Below are 18,703 nucleotides of genomic sequence, written 5' to 3' on the forward strand. Positions count from 1 at the left end.
TTATTATGCAGCCGCATAACACAAACAGCCCCCCTATTTCCAAGACGCGGCTTGCAGCCTGAGAATAATTAATTATTAAGAATAATCCTGAAATTTTATCCGTTGTGCCGCTTCTTCACCTGTAACAGCTGGCACGGATTTGGACTTTCTCAGGAATCTTTATTTATGCTGGGTCACGACAGAGTATCAAACTCGCCATCTAAGCTACCCGCGCTAATCAGACGCTTTGTGCTGGCACAAATTGCCGTTCAGGTTGGTGTAGCACTCACCCCTTTCTGGGCCATCACCGTGCAGGCTGCGCTTAACTCACAGGAGGAGGATGCCTATTACGGACGCGCTGCCAGCCACTTCAGCACCATTGGTCAGGCGGCACAGGCGGGCAACCTCAGCGGCATGGCGGCCCAGCAGGCAACCGGCGCCGCGACGCAGGAAATCCAGCAGTGGATGCAGAAATTCGGCACGGCCCGCGTCGAGCTGGGTACTGACGATCGCTTCAAACCTCGCACCGGCTCAGCGGACCTGCTGGTCCCGCTTTACAAAAGCGATTCCCGGCTTTTATTCACCCAGAATGGCCTCCGCAATGTTGATGGTCAGTTCACCGGGAACTTCGGTCTGGGTCAGCGCCACTTCACTGACAGCCAGTGGATGCTGGGTTACAACGCGTTCTACGATCAGAACTTCAGCCGCGGCCATAAGCGCGTGGGGACCGGTGTCGAGGCGTGGCGGGACTACCTTAAACTGTCAGGCAACGGGTACTGGCGTTTGTCAGGCTGGCGCAACTCAGTGGACGTTGAAGATTATGACGCGCGTCCGGCTAACGGCTTCGACGTGCGCGCTGAGGCCTGGCTGCCATCCTATCCGTCTCTTGGCGGACGCCTGATGTACGAACAATACTATGGAAATGAAGTGGCACTGCTGAGCAAGGACAACCGCCAGAAGGATCCCCGGGCCGTTACCGCCGGTCTAAGCTGGACGCCGGTCCCGCTGGTCTCCTTCAATGTGGATCATAAAAAGAGCGGCAGCCAGAACGACACCGTTTTCGGCCTTCAACTCTCCTGGCAACTGGGGCAGTCGCTTGCATCGCAGCTTGACCCGGCTGGCGTGGGTGCAAAGCGTACGCTGGTTGGAAGCGGCATGGATCTCGTCGAGCGTAACAACACGATCGTACTGGAATACCGCAAGCAGCAGCTTATTGAACTGACCCTGCCTAAAGAAATTGCAGGGCAGAGCGGCAGCACGCAGCCCATCGCGTACACCCTTAAAGCTAAATACGGCCTGGAGAAAATCGTCTGGAACGACGCTGCAGTGATTGCCGCAGGCGGTAAGGTGATGGACGCGGGTAACGGCGTTTATCAGCTGGTGATGCCAAAATACCTCGCCGGCACCGCGAACACACATTTGCTGAGTGGCGTAGCGTACGATACGCGCAACAATGCTTCGAAAGTTGCGACCACGAAGGTTACCGTTACCCGTCCTGCAGTCAGCGCGACCAACAGCACGACCACCTCATCGGTGAACGTCCTTCCGGCTGATGGCGCTACCACTTCCGATATTATTATCACGCTGGCGGATGAACAGGGGCAGCCGGTCAGCGGCCTGGGGGCCGATCTGAAGGTTGAGGTTGAAGAGCAGGCTGACCCCATACAGCAGAAGGCCAGCAACAAAGTCATAAGCAAGGCTAAAGCTGCACCCGTATCAGTGAAAGCGGCAACGCTCGGGGATGTGACGGAACGGGAAAGCGGCGTATATGCGCTGACCCTTACTGCCGGCACGCGCGCCTCTGTTGCGATCGTCTCGCCTGCTTTAGATACGCTGGCGCTGCCATCGGTATCTGTGCGGCAGGTAAGTGATGCGGCTTCGGCTGTGGTGAAAGAGGGCGATATTCAGCTGGTAATGGATAATGTCATCGCTAACGGCAAAAATGAAAGCCAGGCGAAGGCGCGAGTGACTGATGCCTATGGTAACCCCGTACCTGATGTGTCGGTTGCCTTCACACTGAGCGGCACGGCGCAGGTTGCGGCGGGCAGCAGCCTTACGGCAACCAGCGATAAAGATGGCTATGTAACCCTGCTCTTCACTAATACGGTGGCCGAAGCAGTAACAGTCACGGCGACAACGCCTAACGGTGGCAGCGCACGGGTTAATGCGCGCTTTATTGCTGATAGCAGCTCTGCAACACTTCCGGCAGGCAATCTGAGCGTGGACCGCAACAGCGCGCTGGCTGATGGTCAGGATAGTGTTACCTTCAGCGCGCGCATCATCGATGCCAATGGCAATCCGGTTCCGGGTGTCCCCGTCACCTGGGGTGCCGATGGCGGTAAACTCAGTACAGAAAGCAGCGATACTGACACAACGGGTATTGCCAGTGTGAAGCTGACAAGTGTAGTAGCGACCCCTTTACAGGTAAGCGCAACGGTTAATAACGGTAATGCTGTGAACGCGCCGTTGGTAAACTTTACCGCAGACAGCGGTAACCTTGACGCGAGTAAGTCAGTTCTCAGCGCAGCACAGCCCGCGATTGTGGCGGACGGGGCTGACAACACACTCATCAATCTCACTCTCAAAGATCGCAACGGTAATCCGGTGAGCGGTCAGACGATAGTGTTCTTCAGTAGCCTCAGCGGTACGGCGGCAGGCGGCGTAACGGATCATGGTGACGGCAGCTACAGCGCGAGTTTTAGCGGCACCAAATCCGGCACCGCGACGATAACTGCCAGCGTGAACGGTACGGCGTTTTCAGTCGCAGCTGTGAACATCAGCCTTTCGGCAGATTCAGGTAATCTTGATTCAGGCAAGTCCACGTTGAATGCAACTAAATCATCAATTGTGGCAAACGGTACAGACGCTTCGGGCATTACGTTGACGCTCAAAGATCGTAACGATAATCCGGTCATCGGTCAGACGGTGGTTTTTGCCAGCAGCCTGAGCGGCAGCACGCTTGCAAACGTAACAGATAACGGTGACGGGACCTATACGGCAAACTTGACGGGCACGAAAGCAGGTAGCGCCAGCATTACGGCAACCGTCAACAGCAACAGCTTCAACGTTGCTGCGGTGAACGTCAGCCTGACGGCGGATAGCGAAAACCTGGATGCAACTCAGTCGGCGTTCAGCGCTTCTAAAGGCTCTGTCGTTGCCAACGGCGCCGATGCATCGGTCATTACGCTGACGCTGAAGGATCGCAACGGTAACGTGGTAAGCGGGCAGACGGTGGCGTTTGCCAGTAGCCTCTCGGGCACCAGCCCGGGTAGCGTCACGGACAACGGTGACGGCACGTATACCGCCAACTTCACTGGCACCAAATCCGGCAGCGCGACGATTACGGTGACCATCAATGGTAAGGCGTTCGCAGTCGCGGCGGTGAACGTTAGCCTGACTGCGGACACCAGCAACCTTGATGGCGCTAATTCGACGCTGGGTGCATCAAAGGCATCTGTTGTAGCTAACGGCATTGACGGCTCGGTGATCACATTGACATTAAAGGACCGCAACGACAACGTCGTGAGTGGTCAGGCGGTGGTGTTCTACAGCAGCCTGAACGGCAGCGGGGTGAGCAGCGTCACAGACAAGGGTAACGGTACCTATGTAGCTACCCTGACCGGCACAAAAGCGGGCAGCACCAGTATTACCGTCAGCGTTAACGGCGTTGGATTTGGTGTGACGGCTACGAGCGTCTCCTTGACAGCGGACAGCGACAACCTTGATGCAGGTAAGTCTACGTTGGGCGCATCTAAGGCAACAATTGTGGCTGACGGTACTGACGGGTCGGTGATCACCCTGACGTTGAAAGACGCCAATGACAATAAGGTAAGCGGTGAGAAAGTGGCATTGAGCAGCAGCCTTGCTGGCAGCATGGTGAGCAGCGTAGTTGATAACGGTGACGGCACTTATTCTGCCACCCTGACAGGTACCGCAGCGGGCGATACAAGTATCACGGCCATGATTAACGACAGCATTTTTTCCGTAACTCCGGCGACGATCACTCTGACTGCAGACAGCAGCAACCTTGACGCTGGTAAATCTCTGTTGACTGCATCCAGGCCAGTGATTGTGGCGGACGGTACTGACGGTTCGGCTATCACCCTTACGCTGAAGGACCGTAACGACAATCCGGTAAGCGGCCAGAGCGTGGCATTCATGAGCAATATGAGTGGCAGTACGATCGATAGTGTCAGGGACAACGGCGACGGCACTTATACCGGTATTCTGACCGGAACGAAAGCGGGCAGTGCCAGCATTACGGTTACGATTAACAACAGCAGTTTCGCCGTAGCAGCGGTTAATGTCTCTATGACGGCTGACAGCAGTAACCTTGACGCAGGCAAGTCATTGTTAAACGCATCCAGGCCAGTGATTGTGGCAGACGGTACCGATGGTTCGGTGATCACCCTGACGCTGAAGGATCGCAACGATAATGGAGTAAACGGCCAGGCGGTGGCATTTGTCAGCAGCCTCCCGGGCAGCGCAGTGAGCAGTGCAGCCGATAATGGGGATGGCACCTACTCAGCCACACTGACGGGGACTACGGCGGGAGCTACCAGCATTTCGGCAACAATCAACAGCAGCAATTTTGCTGTAATTCCGGCGACGGTCACTCTGACCGCAGACAGCGGCAACCTTGATGCAGGCAAGTCACTGTTGAATGCATCCCGGCCAGCGATTGTGGCGGACGGTGCGGACGGTTCGGTTATCACGCTTACGCTTAAGGACCGTAACGATAACGCGGTTCGCGGCCAGGTAGTGATGTTGAGCAGCGGCCTTGCGGGTAGCGCCGTTAGCAGCGTGACAGACAACGGAGATGGAACTTACACCGGTACCCTGACCGGTTCGAAAGCGGGCGATACCAGTATTACGGCAATGGTAAATGACAGTAACTTTGCCGTAGCAGCGGTGAACGTCTCCCTGACGGCGGACAGCAGTAACCTTGACACAGGCAGGTCTCTGTTGACTGCATCCCGGCCAGCGATTGTGGCGGACGGTGCTGACGGCTCTGTTATCACCCTGACGCTTCGCGATCGTAACGATAACGCGGTTAGCGGCCAGGCGGTGGCGTTCGTCAGCAGCCTTAATGACAGCGCCTTCGGCAGCGTGCTGGACCATGGTGACGGTACGTACACCGCAACCCTAACGGGTACGAAATCGGGTAGATCAAGCATTACGGTGACAATAGATGGTAAGGCATTTGCAGTGACTGCCACTGACGTAACACTAATGGCTGACAGCGCCCACCTTGACGGGACGAAGTCAACATTAAGTGCTTCAGAATCAAGCATCGTTGCTAATGGCAATGCGACTTCCATCCTCAGGTTGGTGCTGAAAGATCGTAATGATAATCCAGTGAGTGGTCAGTCAGTCACATTCGTTACCAGCCTGTCCGGGAGCAATGTCGGCAGCGTAACGGATAACAATGATGGGACATACAGCGCAGAACTGACAGGTAGCGATTACGGAAGCACGACTATTGGTGTTGAAGTGAACGGCGCCGGGTTGAGCATGGCGGGAACATCGGTTACGTTTTTGGCTTTATCCGGAATTGAGACCGCAGGGCATATCTTTTCATTGAGCGAAGGATTCCCTCAGACTGTGTACCAGGGCGCAACGTTCCAGTTGAAAATTAATGGTTCAACACCTGCCTCTGGTCAATATACCTTTACGTCAGACAATGCAGCGGTAAGTGTCACTGCTACTGGTAAGGTCACCGTAGTCGGTAGTATGACGGCTGCGAAAACAGCCAGGCTTGAGGTAAAGCATAATGCAACAACAGTATCGATGGGCAGCTATACGCTCAATCCCGTCAGCTGGTTTATCAACAATGGTTCTACTCCTGGCAACTATAGTGCCGTATCATCGTTTTGCAGTACAAACGGTATGTCCGTGCCAACATCAGCGAATGTAACTAATGCAACGACCATTGGTAGCGATGGTACGCGCGCTGTAGGTACATTGTACGGCGAGTGGGGAGGTGCAGCTAACGGTGGGTTCGGTAACTATGGATACCGCACCAGTACGAATACCGGCGGCATTTCCGGTGAAAGGGATTCCATTGCACTGGCAACAGGAAATCTGTTCCGCTCAACCGAGGGGACGACCCATCGCATGATGTGTGTGAAGGCGCTGTGATCATAAATAGGTGAATTGGAAAGTATCATTTTGATTCATTCAGAATCGGGCCCGCTTGATTTAGCGGGCTTTTTTTTTAAACAATAGAGGAAGAAGACTGCGCCTGGAGTATTTTCTTTCCATGGTATTGACTATAAACAACGATTTAGTAGAAAACCCTCATAGCGATGCTAAGTTAAGTAACTAGTAAGCTGTACTTAAAATCAGTTAATGGATGGATGAACTTGGCGCAGATTGTTTACATTTTCAGAATGTTATTTCTGGTTGTAATTCTGCAACCAATCCACGCCAGAGCGGAGAGTCCGGCATCATGGACACTGCTGTCGCACATACATGCGCCAGATTCGCCTGCTCTTACGCTTACCCCTGAACAGCAAAATTGGCTACAACATAAAAGGGTGCTTAACATAGGCATCCGTGTTAATGATGCGCCCCCATACAGTCTGCGCACCATAAATCATGAATATGAAGGGCTAAGCGCCGATTATCTGGCTATTGTGGCGGCCAGACTGAATCTCAAGGTCAACGTTGTACGCTATGAGCGTGATGAGCTATTATGGCGTGCCCTCGCTCGAGGCGAAATAGATCTCATACCCAGTATCACTGCTTTTCCGCCCACAAACAGTTATATTTCTTCCGCCGCCTATGCAGCAGAGCAACCGTTGATTGCCATTAGAAGCACGAACGCCGAACCGCTTCCCGCTGATTTGGCTGATAAGCGCGTGGCGATGGCTGCGGATTATTTACCGCTGGATGTTGTGAAGGCAGTTTATCCAAAGGCCCGTTTTCAAATATATGATACCTACCAGGAGGCACTCAGCGCGGTCGCGTTTAATAATGCACAGGTATATATTGGTAACAGTTATCCCGTTGTACGCAACTATCTAAATAATCTTCGCATAGAGCGCGTTGCCAAAATACCTGCGCGGAAAATTGTTTTTGCCTTGCGTCGAAGCGATACCATTTTACATACTTTAATTAATCAAATCCTGGCGGAGATACCGCAGGGAACAGAATTCAGGATACAGCAATACTGGCAGACGGGTGTTGAAAGTGATTTGCTGCACATCAGTCAACCACTGGTACTGAGCGCTGATGAACAGAAGTGGGTTAAGGAGCATCCCGTCGTCAAAGTTTTGATATATGGTCGGGATAATTTCGCACCTGTTGCCTTTTTTGATCAGTACGGAGAGGTGCATGGTATAGCGCTGGATGTGCTGGCCTGGGTAGGACTGAAAACCGGATTACGGTTTAGCTTTAAAAGGGGCGATACCATTGATGGTATCCTCAAGGAGGTGAACACCAGGCAGGCGGATATGATCGCGGTATTGGCACCTAGCCGTGCCCGGCAAGAACAAATTAATTTTTCCTATCCCTATAACCGCAGCGCGTTTGTATTAGTAACCGGAACCAAAAAAAATAACATCACGGATCTTGCAGACCTGCGCGGAAAAACGCTTGCCGTTGTGAAACAAGCTGCCCTTGCTGATGAAATTAAAGCACGTTATCCGGAAATCAGGCTGGTTTATTACGGTAATGATGATGAGATGTTTAACAGCGTAGCAACAGGAAAGACGGATGCGCTTGTGAGCATCGTGATTACTGCGGATTATAAGATTAATAAACGATTTCGTGACGAGCTTAAAATTGTCAATACCATCGGCGGGGATCCGGCATATCTTTCGTTTGGTGTAGGTAAGGCAGATCCAGAGCTTCTGTCTATTCTTGATAAAATTCTCCGCTCAACGCCGCCCGATCAACTGGAAATTCTTGCGAACCGGTGGCGGCCAAATAATATGGTGGTGATTGATAGCTTCTGGCAACGAAATCGAGTCACACTGACTGTGTCTGGGCTTGTCACCGCCATCATCCTGCTGATGACACTGGCTCGCCTGTTATGGCTACGTAAGCAAATGAATCGGGCTGAATTAGCGCGTAAACGCGTAACTGAGCAATTGCGGATGCTTGAAAAGCTCGTTGAAGGCTTGCCATTTCCCATGGCATTACGCAACAGGGAGGGGCGTCTTATCTATTGCAATCAGCTTTATGTTGAGAGAACTTCATTGACCTATGACCAGCTGCAGGGGCGCACGCTCGTTGAAACACCGCCTTATTTGCAAGCTGACGAGATCGACTTCTGGCATAACCAGATTATGGACTCCATCAAATACGACAGACCTTTTTCAGTTGACCGTGAATATACACTGTTACATCAGGACACCTCTGAAGAGAAAGCAGCCCATATCTGGCTTACACCCTGGCACGATGAACAGGGAAACGTGGTTGGTGTAATTACTGGCATGTGGGACATTTCAGAACGATTGAAGTTATTACGTAATTTGTCTGAAGCAACTGAAAAAGCTGAAGAAGCTAATCGTTCAAAGTCAACTTTTTTATCGACAATGAGCCATGAGATTCGGACCCCAATGAATGCAGTTATTGGCATGCTGGATATGGCTATTAAGTCTGGCAGAGAAGGTAAACACGATTTACAGGCGCTGGAAGTGGCGCACGAGGCGGCAGAAGGATTAATAGGTTTAGTCGGGGATATCCTGGACTTGTCGCGTATTGAAGGGGGACATCTGGAATTCAATCCCGGCCCACTGAACCTGGGTAACCTGATAAACCAGTTAATGGTCATCTTTAATGGGCTGGCGCTGGATAAAAACATACTGCTGAATAAGACATTTCCTAGTGAGCCAATCGTTGACGTGATTGGTGATTCTTTGCGCATAAAACAGGTGCTGTCAAACATTCTCAGCAACGCTATCAAATTTACGGATTACGGCGGTGTACATCTTCACCTTGAGCAAATTATCGATACGGAAAAGCGTTTAGCTCGCTATGTCATCAGTGTAAAGGACAGCGGTGTAGGCATACCCGCTGAACAGCAGAAAGCCCTGTTTAAACCTTTTGCACAGGCGGATAATCGTCGTGCCGGTACGGGCTTAGGCCTTTATATCAGCAGGACCTTGTGTATGGCCATGTCGGGCGGGCTGACGCTGAGCAGCGTGCTGCATGAAGGCACGCTGGTACGTGCAGAATTTGAACTGGAACTGGCAAACTCATCGGTGAAAAACGTGACGAAAAATGCGGCTGTGCCTGTTACGGAAGAGGCTGCGTTGAAGGTGCTGGTAATTGATGATAATGCAGCGAATCGGATTCTCATGGCAAAACAATTAGCCTGGTTAGGCCATCATTCCCATGCGGCTGCGGATGCAACGGAAGGTTTTTTACTGTGGCAGCAACATGAATTTGATGTATTAATCACTGATTGCAATATGCCCAATGTAAATGGATATCAGCTTACTCAACGTATTCGTGATTTCGAGAAAGATAATGGGCAGAAACCCATATGGATCTTTGGTTTCACTGCTAATGCTATGCAGGAAGTTGTTGAACGCTGCCTGAACGCGGGAATGAACGGATGTTTATTTAAGCCCTGTTCGATCGAAATGCTCGCTAAGGCCCTGAATGAATTTTCTGAGCAGAATAAATAAGGTTGCGCTGCAGTAGTCTGTGAAAAAGTAACAATGTGGAGTCGAGTATCGGCTCCACAATCTATATCAAAAGAACATTCAGGGTGACTACAATCCATGGAGTTTTGCAAAATCAAACACGTCCCTCAGGCTTTTGGCGCCGATTTTGTGCATAATATTGCGTTTATGACTACTGACTGTTTTATTGCTTAAAAACATTTCTTCAGCAATGATTCTATTAGTTTTACCTGTGATTATTTTATATAAAACCTGGATTTCACGGTTAGTTAATTGCAATAAATTGTCGGGGGCATTAAATATTTTATATACACATTCCGGACGAAAACTGGTCAAGGCATCGTCATTCTTTTGAGTGATTAATACCCGGAGTAGATTCTCAAGTGGTTGATTTTTATCAAGATAAGCTTCCAGAGTAAATCGGTAACTGCGCATCAAATGGAACATGGCGTTGGAACTGGAAAAAATTATCACTTTCAAGTCAATAAAAAGTTTTTTTAAATAATTAAGACGCTGTATAGACTCATCTTTCATCGAATGGGGATCGATGATAACATAATCAGGATTTTCCAGTATAATATGAGAAAAAAAGGTGTCTGCGTTAGAGGTAGCTGCGACCACATCAAAATCAGAACCCTGTAAAATATATTCTAACCCAGCAATAACCAGCGGGCTGTTATCAAAAATAACAATCTTCTCCATAATCTTTACCTTTGTGTATTCCATGGCTTAATCTCGCATATTTAGTATAAAGGATATACAGGACAGGTCTGTGAAGCGGTGTAATATTAGCTTTTATTAAGAAAAAATGACTCAAACGCACTTTAGGATAACTTTTCAATTAACTTATTATTAACACTATCTATTTCAGTCAATAGCAATTCCACCAGCGAAATAATTTCTGACCAATCCCGATTTTCGTTACAGGCACGCTCTACCGCCTCACAGGCTTCAACGAGTCTTTGCTCACGCATAAGATTTGCTCCGCCAAGAATACGGTGTGCCATTCGCCCCGTTTCTTCGTGATTTTCCTCATTAAGAAACTGCTGCAGCGCGAGTGCATCTTCCTGATTTATTGATAATATTTCTGCCATTATTTCAGGCGTTTGCACGGCATATTGCAGTGTATTCTCCTCAGCCAATGTATGAGAAGGGAAGAGGCCAGCCAGAATAGTGCGCAATTCATTAGCTGATAGCGGTTTAAGTAGACATTCATCCATGCCTGATGTAATACAGCGTTGTTTGGCTTCGGGGCCGGTTAAAGCAGTTAAGCCGAAAATGGGTATCCGTGTTGCGCGCTGTTTAGCTTCACGACCGCGCCATATCCGGGCCAGCTCAAAGCCATCCATTTCCGGCATGGTGCAGTCGGTTATGATCAAGTCAATCCCCGGTTCAAAATCCCAGTGCGTAAGCGCGTCGAGTCCATTTTCCGCTTCAGTAACCTTATGCCCCCAACTTTCTAATTGCTGACGCAATGCGCGGCGGCCGGGTGCGTAATCATCAACGATCATGATGTTCATCCGTGGAATTACAGCCTCGCTGGTTGCAGGCTGATGGCGTAGTTCTTCAGTAACTGGCTCTGCATAAAAATGAAAACTGACCACCGTGTCTTCTTCATCACTTTCAATCGTCAGCTCAGCGCCAATGCCGTCTGCCATTTTTTTGCAGGCGGCAAGCGTCATTCCAGTTTCAGACCATCCTGTTGACTGTGCTTCTGACATTTTTTCCTGCTGAATGATGCCCTGATTGGCTACCTCAATGACCAAAGGCACGGTGGGAGCGTCTGGTTCAGTTCGCCCCTGATACACGGCGACAGAGATTACTTCCCCAGCCCCATGCTTGATGGCGTTTCGTATCAAGCTTGAGAACATCCGAATCAGCATAAGTGAGTCAATGGAGAACGTTTCAGTTTTAAGTTCGTACTCCGCTTCAAGCTTCAAGCCATTTTCTTCGGCCTGGAGTCGGTAGAGCGCCGTTATGCTCTCTATCAACTGAGGCAGATTAACCACACGTACCAGCCCCTTAAGCTGCTGGTTATCAGCGCGGAATATATCGAACACATCGCCAATCAGTGACAGCAAGCTACACGCGGCCTCCCAGATTAACGGCAGATTTTCATTAGTGCACGCTTGTGGCTGCTGCAGCTCAATTTCCAGCAGGCCGATTATGGCATTGAGGGGGGTGCGTATCTCATGCCCCATGCTTTGCATAAAGGCATTTTTACTGGCATTGACCTGCTCAAGCTCATCTTTTGCTTGCTTGAGGTTGGCAATGAGCTTCTCTTTTTCACTGAGATCCAGCCAGCCACCAATTAACCCGCCGACCTTTTCATTATTATCGCGCCACGGTACAGACCAGCCTGATAGCAGCCGGCTCTCTCCATCAAATTTCAGTGAGCCGGACCAGTATTGTTCTTCGCCCAGAGCTAAAACCTGCTGATAACGTTGCTCAAGATGCGTAATGTCAGCAGCATCCATACTGTCTATATCAGCAATGGTTTTGCCCAACAACGCTTCTCCGGAGCGTTTAACGGTGTCGCTCCAGCTCCGATTAAAATGAATTAAGCGTCCAGCCCGATCGCGGGCATAAATTGCGACCGGGGTGTTGTCAATGAGTGTTTGTGTAAAGCTTAACTGATTGGTGAGCTCAACTTGCAGCAGCTTTCCACGCTGAATGATCCGGTAAAGATGAACTATCCACCACGCTCCGGCAATCACTATCAGAAGGGTAAGGATGGACCATACCAGCGTGCTCACCAGATGATCACGCCAGGATTCGCGGGCTGGTGGGGTTAACTTATGCCAGGGAGCGGCAAGCGACATCATTCTATCCGGGGAAAGATCGTTTAACGCTTTGCGAATGATCTGTATCGGAAGCAGTCTGTTGTCCGCAGAACTCATCATCAGGCTAAGTGATGGTGTCGGCACTGACACCGCCAGGCGAAGCGCATTATCCTGATGTTCGCGTAACAAATAGTTGGCGGCCAGCTGAGGAATAACCACCCCCCGCACTCGCTGCATATTAAGCAACTGCATGGCCGCACCGGTTGAATCAGCTTTTACCAATCTGACTGAGGGATACCACGTCTCAATCCAGGGAATCAGCGGGTTGTCACGGCTGATACTCAGTCGCTCTCCTTTGAGATCGTTAAATGAATTGGGCAGGGCGACATCTTTGCTCATTACTACAACCGCGGGTGTGGTAAACAGCACCGCATGATAGGCGTCCAGGGTACTCGCCGATTGCTGATGCCAGTGGTTAGTCACTAGTGCGTCAGGGTGTTGTAAACGCATTGCCGCGAGTTGCTCTGCATTATCGTAACCGTAATAGGTGAACTGCAGATTGTAGCGCTCTTTAAGCTCATCCAGTATGTCAATAATTAAACCTTCAAATAGTCCATCGTTATTGCGGTAACTCAGGGGCGGATCCTGCTGATTCAGCAACACCTCAATCTGTACGTGATTTTTTAACCACTGTACTTCTTCTGTTGTCAGTCCAAGGGGATTTTGCTTAATCACCGAGCGGCGATCTACTCCCCAGCCTGCAGCAATATGGATGCGGCTGGCTAAAGGCAGCTGTTCCAGCGCGATGTTTAAAGATGCATGAAGTAGTGTTAGGTGCCGATCGACGCCAAAGCTGAAATTTTGAGTGCTCAATGCCGTACTGGGGTGCAGATGCACGTTTTCCAATTGGTGATATCGAACAAGATATTCAGCCGTCGTACGGTTTAGCCATAAGGCGCGGAATTGTCCGATGAGTACAGCATTAACAGCCATGTCGTAATTGCTGAAAAAGCGAAACTGCGCAGCAGGGTAGTTTTGACGCAGGCTTTTAGGGGTAATTTCATCCTGTATCGCCCCGATCAATCCCTGTGAATGATTGGTAAGATTTTCCTTACTTTGCATGAGCAGAACATTTTCATCTATGAGCCAGGGGATACTGGCTATGATGTTATTATCAGGCCAACGTGCTCCATCCCACAGGGCCAGCATCTGCACCTGATGGAGACGAAGCGCTTCCATCGCCTCCTTACTGTCTGGGTAATAAAAAATCCGAAATTTTACCTGCAATATATTCTGAATCGCGGCCAGATAATCTGCGTTAATCCCCTGATAGATGCCGAGCTCCATTCCTTCCCCCAGTGGAGGATGGGACGGCCCCCAGACTGCCACACGAATTTCCGGGTGTTCCTTTAACCAGTTATGAATATGAGCATTGAGCTGAACCTGCGGCTGATACACCTGCATACGCGGCTGTAGTGTCAACTCGGTTGCGCCTGAGGCGATTGCGGCAGAACACGCAATGCCGTTAAGCAGGAAGAGGGTGACGATAAGAAAAAGGCGCATATGAAGCAGAAATTTCCTACAAAGTAATCACAGTGATAGCAACAGCCTAGCGGCAGATGTGTCAGTATCATAGCTAAGCAATGAAATGTATTGGGTCAGATTTGACTATTATTGGATAGTTATTCCTATATTAATCCAGGCTGGGTCTGAGTCCGGACAACGAACCAAGACGCGTCTCATAGGAATGGAGCCCGATAAAAACAAGAATTATCCCAATTACAACTCGTTTTGCGCGACGTAGATGATGACGTTTTAAAGAATTGTATGTGTGTTTCTGCAATTCGTTTTGGCACTCCCTGCAGATCATCTGAATCAAATTATGAAATTAATCGGCCCATCGGTTCCTGGGGTCACAATAAAGAGGCAAGGTATGACAGGTATGAAAGGCCCAACCATTCGTATTGCATTGCTGGACGATCATCCAATTATACGTCGATCATTTGAAGTGGTTGCCCGGAATGAACCGGATACTTCCATAGTTGGAAGCTTTGGTCACAGCAGTGAGTTGCTTACCTTTTTACGTACGCATGAAAGTGAGGTAGATGTCCTCGTGCTGGATTACGTGCTTAATAACGATGAACTCGACGGCTTATCACTGATTAAGCAACTCATAGTGCGTCACCCAAACCTGAAAATCTTGCTGTCATCCTCTATCGAGAGCGTAGCGGTTATTCGCAGTGCCTATATGGTGGGCATTAAAGGCTATATCGGTAAGCGTGAAGAAACCTCCGTCTACTTTGATGCCATTCGCGCTGTGTATAAAGGTCAACGCTATGTTCCAGATAATATCGCCAGCGCGTTGTCTCAGGTTCCCTCTCGGAAGCGTGATGAAGCTTTGCTTAACGGGCCAGTAGAGCAGGGGGGCGAAATGCAATCCATTACTGAACTGAGTAAATTACTGACAGCACGGGAAGCGGAAGTCATTCGCTGTTTCCTGGACGGAATGGAAATTTTTGAAATCGCGGCGAAATTGAAGCGCAGCCGCAAAACGATCAGTGGGCACAAACAAACCGGTATGAGAAAGCTCGGACTATCCTCTGACCTTGAACTGTTCAAGTATCGTGAAGATCTTTTTCAGTAATCAAGCCATATCGCCACTTCAACATCGTTCTCCTTATTATCATGGCGTATAGCTATCTATATATCTGCACTGATAATTAAACTTAAGTGGTTAATTACTGATGAGTAAATAACCACTTAAGATTGCAATTCTCGTCGGATTAAATCACCAGATACGCCAAATCATCATTCACAGTATGAGGCATAGCTGCATTTGCAATGAATGACTCCGGGAGCGTGATGGATTGATGATTCCATTCTGCACAGATCAGATTTTCTGCAACACTATCGCCGGCCTGCATTAAAATCTCTTCTGGCATTTCTGCCAGCCTGTAGGAGGGCTGCACGACAGAGGGAGCACTTAACACTTGCTCAATCTGAGGCGCGAAAACCGGCTCAAACTCCGTATCTGCAGGATGCAGGATACCAAATGAGAGCACTGGCTCATCAACGAATGGCATCATATAGGGCAGGTTAATCTGTTCAGATGGCGCATAATCTGGCGTAAGGGCGATATTATCGAGCCAGAGTGAAGCAGAGGAAGTAAGAGGGGTGACGGGCATGATAATCAGATTAACGGGCTCATTACTGCTGGCAACAAACTCGCCGCGTAAATAATAGCTGTCGCCCTGCTTATAAACCTCCATCGGTATAGCGATTTCGTTTACCACAAGATCAATCTGCGGTGGGGTACCTTGCGAATATCCAACTTCCATCTCGAATTGATAACGAGTGCCTCTCTGAAGTGAGAATACCTGTTCGAGCAGGGGCTCGTCAGTGGTAAATGTCTCCTCCGTAAAGTGCAGTTTGCCTTGCGTTAATATTTCCTCCACTACCAGCCCATCACCCAGTTTCCAGCCACCCAATGAGCCATCATTAAAATCTGCCGTTAAGCTTTCAGCAATTTTTGACTGAGTGGTTTGGTACTCAGATACCTTAGCAGAGACTGGCTGAATGATTTCGGGTGGTGATGAAACTGCCTGTACGATTTTCACTGACGTTAAATCATATTGATCAGCAACAGAATTTTCAGATAGGGGGGCATTATTCAATGGTGCGCCGTCTTGCTGCACTGATGCTGGTGCACTCTGGTCACTAAGCATCGATACGAATGTAGGAGGCTCAGCAATCTGTGTCCCAGTTACGAAGACTTCGACAGAGGAGGGGGAAATTGCATTTACGACGTCAGTCAACTGGGGTGTCGTTAGAGTTTCTACAAATGGGACAACAAAGTCATTCTGAAAATCGATTGTATAAAGTGTTTGAGAGCAGCCGGTCAGGTGATGACGTAAAAGATAATTGCTGCCGTGTCGTTCTTCGAAGTCATCTTCATCCAGCCGCGCCGAGGTATCGGTAGCGTTAAAAGCGACTAGTTCTGATCGTTGTCCGTCTTCCGGAGGTGCCTGGAAAATATGTTGTTCAAGCTGTGTCATAAAGGTAGATTCCGGTTGCTTAAATGTACCTATGCTGATGAAAATCCATACGGCAAACACTAAGCCCGGTCTTGTTTACAATCCCTTTATTCCTTGACCCAATTTGGCTATGCGTTTAAAGGCTTCATAATCAGATACAAAAAAGACATACACAAATATCATCTTTAATTAATACCCAGTCCGTCCTTGAATTTCACTCATTAAACAAGCTGAATGAAATATTTTGAATTACTGCATATTTTTACTAACCCTTCCAAGACCGTGCCTGTATTCCCCTTAGAGACGATTCTGTAAAAAGTGCTGTTATCTGGGCCAGGATCAAATAGGACCACCCAGTTATAACCGCCCAAGTTGGGTATGGAATCTCATTGGTTTAAAGGGTCTATATGAGTCTCGTACAAGTTAACGCTGCAGTGGTTGATAACAACACCATTGTCAAAGCCGAAGCGCTGCGCACTGAGAAGGTGGGGCAGCCTGTTAAAATCAAGGCGATTAAAGGTGCCAAATATATTCTGACTGAAGGTCAAAATGGCGTTGCACCTGAAAACATCACCGTTAAGCGAGTGGGCAAAGACCTGCACGTCATACTGGAAGGCACTGATGCCGAACAGCCTCAGCTGATTATTGAAGGTTTCTTCGATAAACCAGGTGAGCTGGTAGGTAAAGCTGAGGACGGTCAGTGGCACGAATACATCTCTTCTGATGGTGACAGTGATAACGACGCCGCCTTCCTGATGGACGGCGAAAGCTCTGCGCTGGTGTTGGGCGCAGGCACCATCACGGGACTTGATGGACTTGCACTGGCACCCTTTGCATTATCTCCTGCATTAATTGCGCTGGGTGCCTTGGCAGGTATCATTGCTGCAGCCGGATTAGCGACCGCTATTGCCCATAATCGTGATAAAGGCGGTAATAACGGTGGCGGAGATGGTGGAGAGGGCGGCGGCGTAGAAACGCCAGTGCTGAAAGACGTTACTGACGATAAGGGAGATTTTCAGGGCCCAATTAAAAGCGGCGACGTTACCGATGATAATACCCCAACATTTGTGGGCACCGGCACGCCGGGTAATACAGTTATTATTCGTGATGAAGGAAAAATCATTGGTTCAACCATCGTAGGCGAGGATGGGAGCTGGACATGGACACCTGAAACGCCGCTTGAAGACGGTGAGCACCACTTTGAACTGGTTGAGCGCGATGATAATGGTAACGAAAGTGCGCCTGGCGACGAGTTTGTGGTGATCATTGATACCGAGGCTCCTGAGCGTCCAACCATTGACAGCGTGCTAGATGACGCCGAGCCGAAAACCGGCCCGATCAGTAACGGCGGCTGGACCAACGATGACACGCCAACCTTTAGCGGCAAAGATCAGATTCCTGGCGACACTATCATCATCATCGACAACGGCAAAGAAATCGGCAGCGTCATCGTTGGCGCAGACGGTAGCTGGGCATTTACACCATCACCAGGTTTGCCGGATGGTGAACACATTATTGAAGTGATTGCACGCGATCCAGCAGGCAACCGCTCTGAGCCGTCTGACCCTTGGGTGGTCAACATTGACACCGAGATCCCAGGCAAGCCCGGCGAAGGCAACACGCCAGGCATTGGCGACATCATTGATGACGTCGGCGCAATCACCGGTTCCATTCCGGACGGCGGCGTCACTGACGACACGAAACCGACACTGGAAGGCTCCTTCCAGAAGCCAGGCACCATCGTTACAATCATTCAGGACGGCGTGCCGATCGGTAGCACCGTGGCCGATGAAAATGGCGGCTGGCGTTTTACCCCTCCAGCCGATCTGGCTGACGGCGACTATAACTTCAGCATCATCATCGAAACACCGAACGGCTACACTTCACCAGAATCCGACCCGTGGTTGGTGATTGTTGACACCACCGCGCCCGTTGCTCCGACCATTGACGAACTGATTGATGATCAGGGCAGCGTTACAGGCGTAATTAACGACGGCGACACCACTGACGACGCGCAGCCTGAACTGCGCGGTTCCGCAGAGCCGGACAGCCTGGTCATTATCTATGACAAAGGCGTAGCCATCGGCTCTACGCATGCTGATGCGAGTGGTAGCTGGAGCTTCATTCCGGTGCCTGCGCTGGTGAACGGCGACCATGAGCTGAGCGCAAAATCACAGGATGCGGCAGGCAATATTTCTGATGAGTCCAACAGTATCGGCTTTGACCTGATTGCCGGCGGCAGCGCCACCGCCCCGTCCATCATCGGCGC

General features: G+C 49.8%; 7 protein-coding genes. 4 read left to right on the forward strand and 3 right to left on the reverse strand.

Going from position 1 to position 18,703, the window contains the following annotated elements:
• Positions 1 to 228: 228 nt before the first annotated feature.
• Together ACVLVH_RS22595 and ACVLVH_RS22600 are read left to right on the forward strand one after the other, a co-directional pair.
• Positions 229 to 6,120: an invasin domain 3-containing protein gene (locus ACVLVH_RS22595; protein WP_498950115.1), complete on the forward strand. Its 5,892-nt coding sequence runs from the start codon at positions 229 to 231 to the stop codon at positions 6,118 to 6,120.
• Between the two features lie 224 nt (positions 6,121 to 6,344).
• The gene (locus ACVLVH_RS22600; RefSeq protein ID WP_498950117.1) at positions 6,345 to 9,620 is read left to right on the forward strand and encodes a transporter substrate-binding domain-containing protein; all 3,276 of its coding nucleotides are present in this window, start codon (positions 6,345 to 6,347) and stop codon (positions 9,618 to 9,620) included.
• Between the two features lie 87 nt (positions 9,621 to 9,707).
• Here the strand turns inward: ACVLVH_RS22600 and ACVLVH_RS22605 are convergent, their stop codons facing one another.
• Both ACVLVH_RS22605 and ACVLVH_RS22610 read right to left on the reverse strand, forming a co-directional pair.
• Positions 9,708 to 10,319 carry a LuxR C-terminal-related transcriptional regulator gene (locus ACVLVH_RS22605; protein ID WP_498950119.1) on the reverse strand — a complete coding sequence of 204 codons (612 nt, stop codon included), beginning with the start codon at positions 10,317 to 10,319 and terminating at the stop codon, positions 9,708 to 9,710.
• Between the two features lie 122 nt (positions 10,320 to 10,441).
• Positions 10,442 to 13,963 carry a response regulator gene (locus tag ACVLVH_RS22610; protein WP_498950121.1) on the reverse strand — a complete coding sequence of 1,174 codons (3,522 nt, stop codon included), beginning with the start codon at positions 13,961 to 13,963 and terminating at the stop codon, positions 10,442 to 10,444.
• 370 nt (positions 13,964 to 14,333) lie between these two features.
• On the opposite strand from ACVLVH_RS22610, the gene ACVLVH_RS22615 reads away from it, so the two are divergent.
• Positions 14,334 to 15,044, forward strand: coding sequence for a response regulator (locus tag ACVLVH_RS22615; protein ID WP_498950123.1), 711 nt, complete (start codon positions 14,334 to 14,336; stop codon positions 15,042 to 15,044).
• A 139-nt stretch (positions 15,045 to 15,183) separates the two neighbouring features.
• Here the strand turns inward: ACVLVH_RS22615 and ACVLVH_RS22620 are convergent, their stop codons facing one another.
• Positions 15,184 to 16,455, reverse strand: coding sequence for a hypothetical protein (locus tag ACVLVH_RS22620; protein WP_498950125.1), 1,272 nt, complete (start codon positions 16,453 to 16,455; stop codon positions 15,184 to 15,186).
• Between the two features lie 386 nt (positions 16,456 to 16,841).
• On the opposite strand from ACVLVH_RS22620, the gene ACVLVH_RS22625 reads away from it, so the two are divergent.
• On the forward strand, positions 16,842 to 18,703 hold a 1,862-nt coding region (locus ACVLVH_RS22625; protein WP_498950127.1), incomplete at its 3' end, for an Ig-like domain-containing protein.

Source organism: Kluyvera sp. 1366, assembly GCF_054823405.1.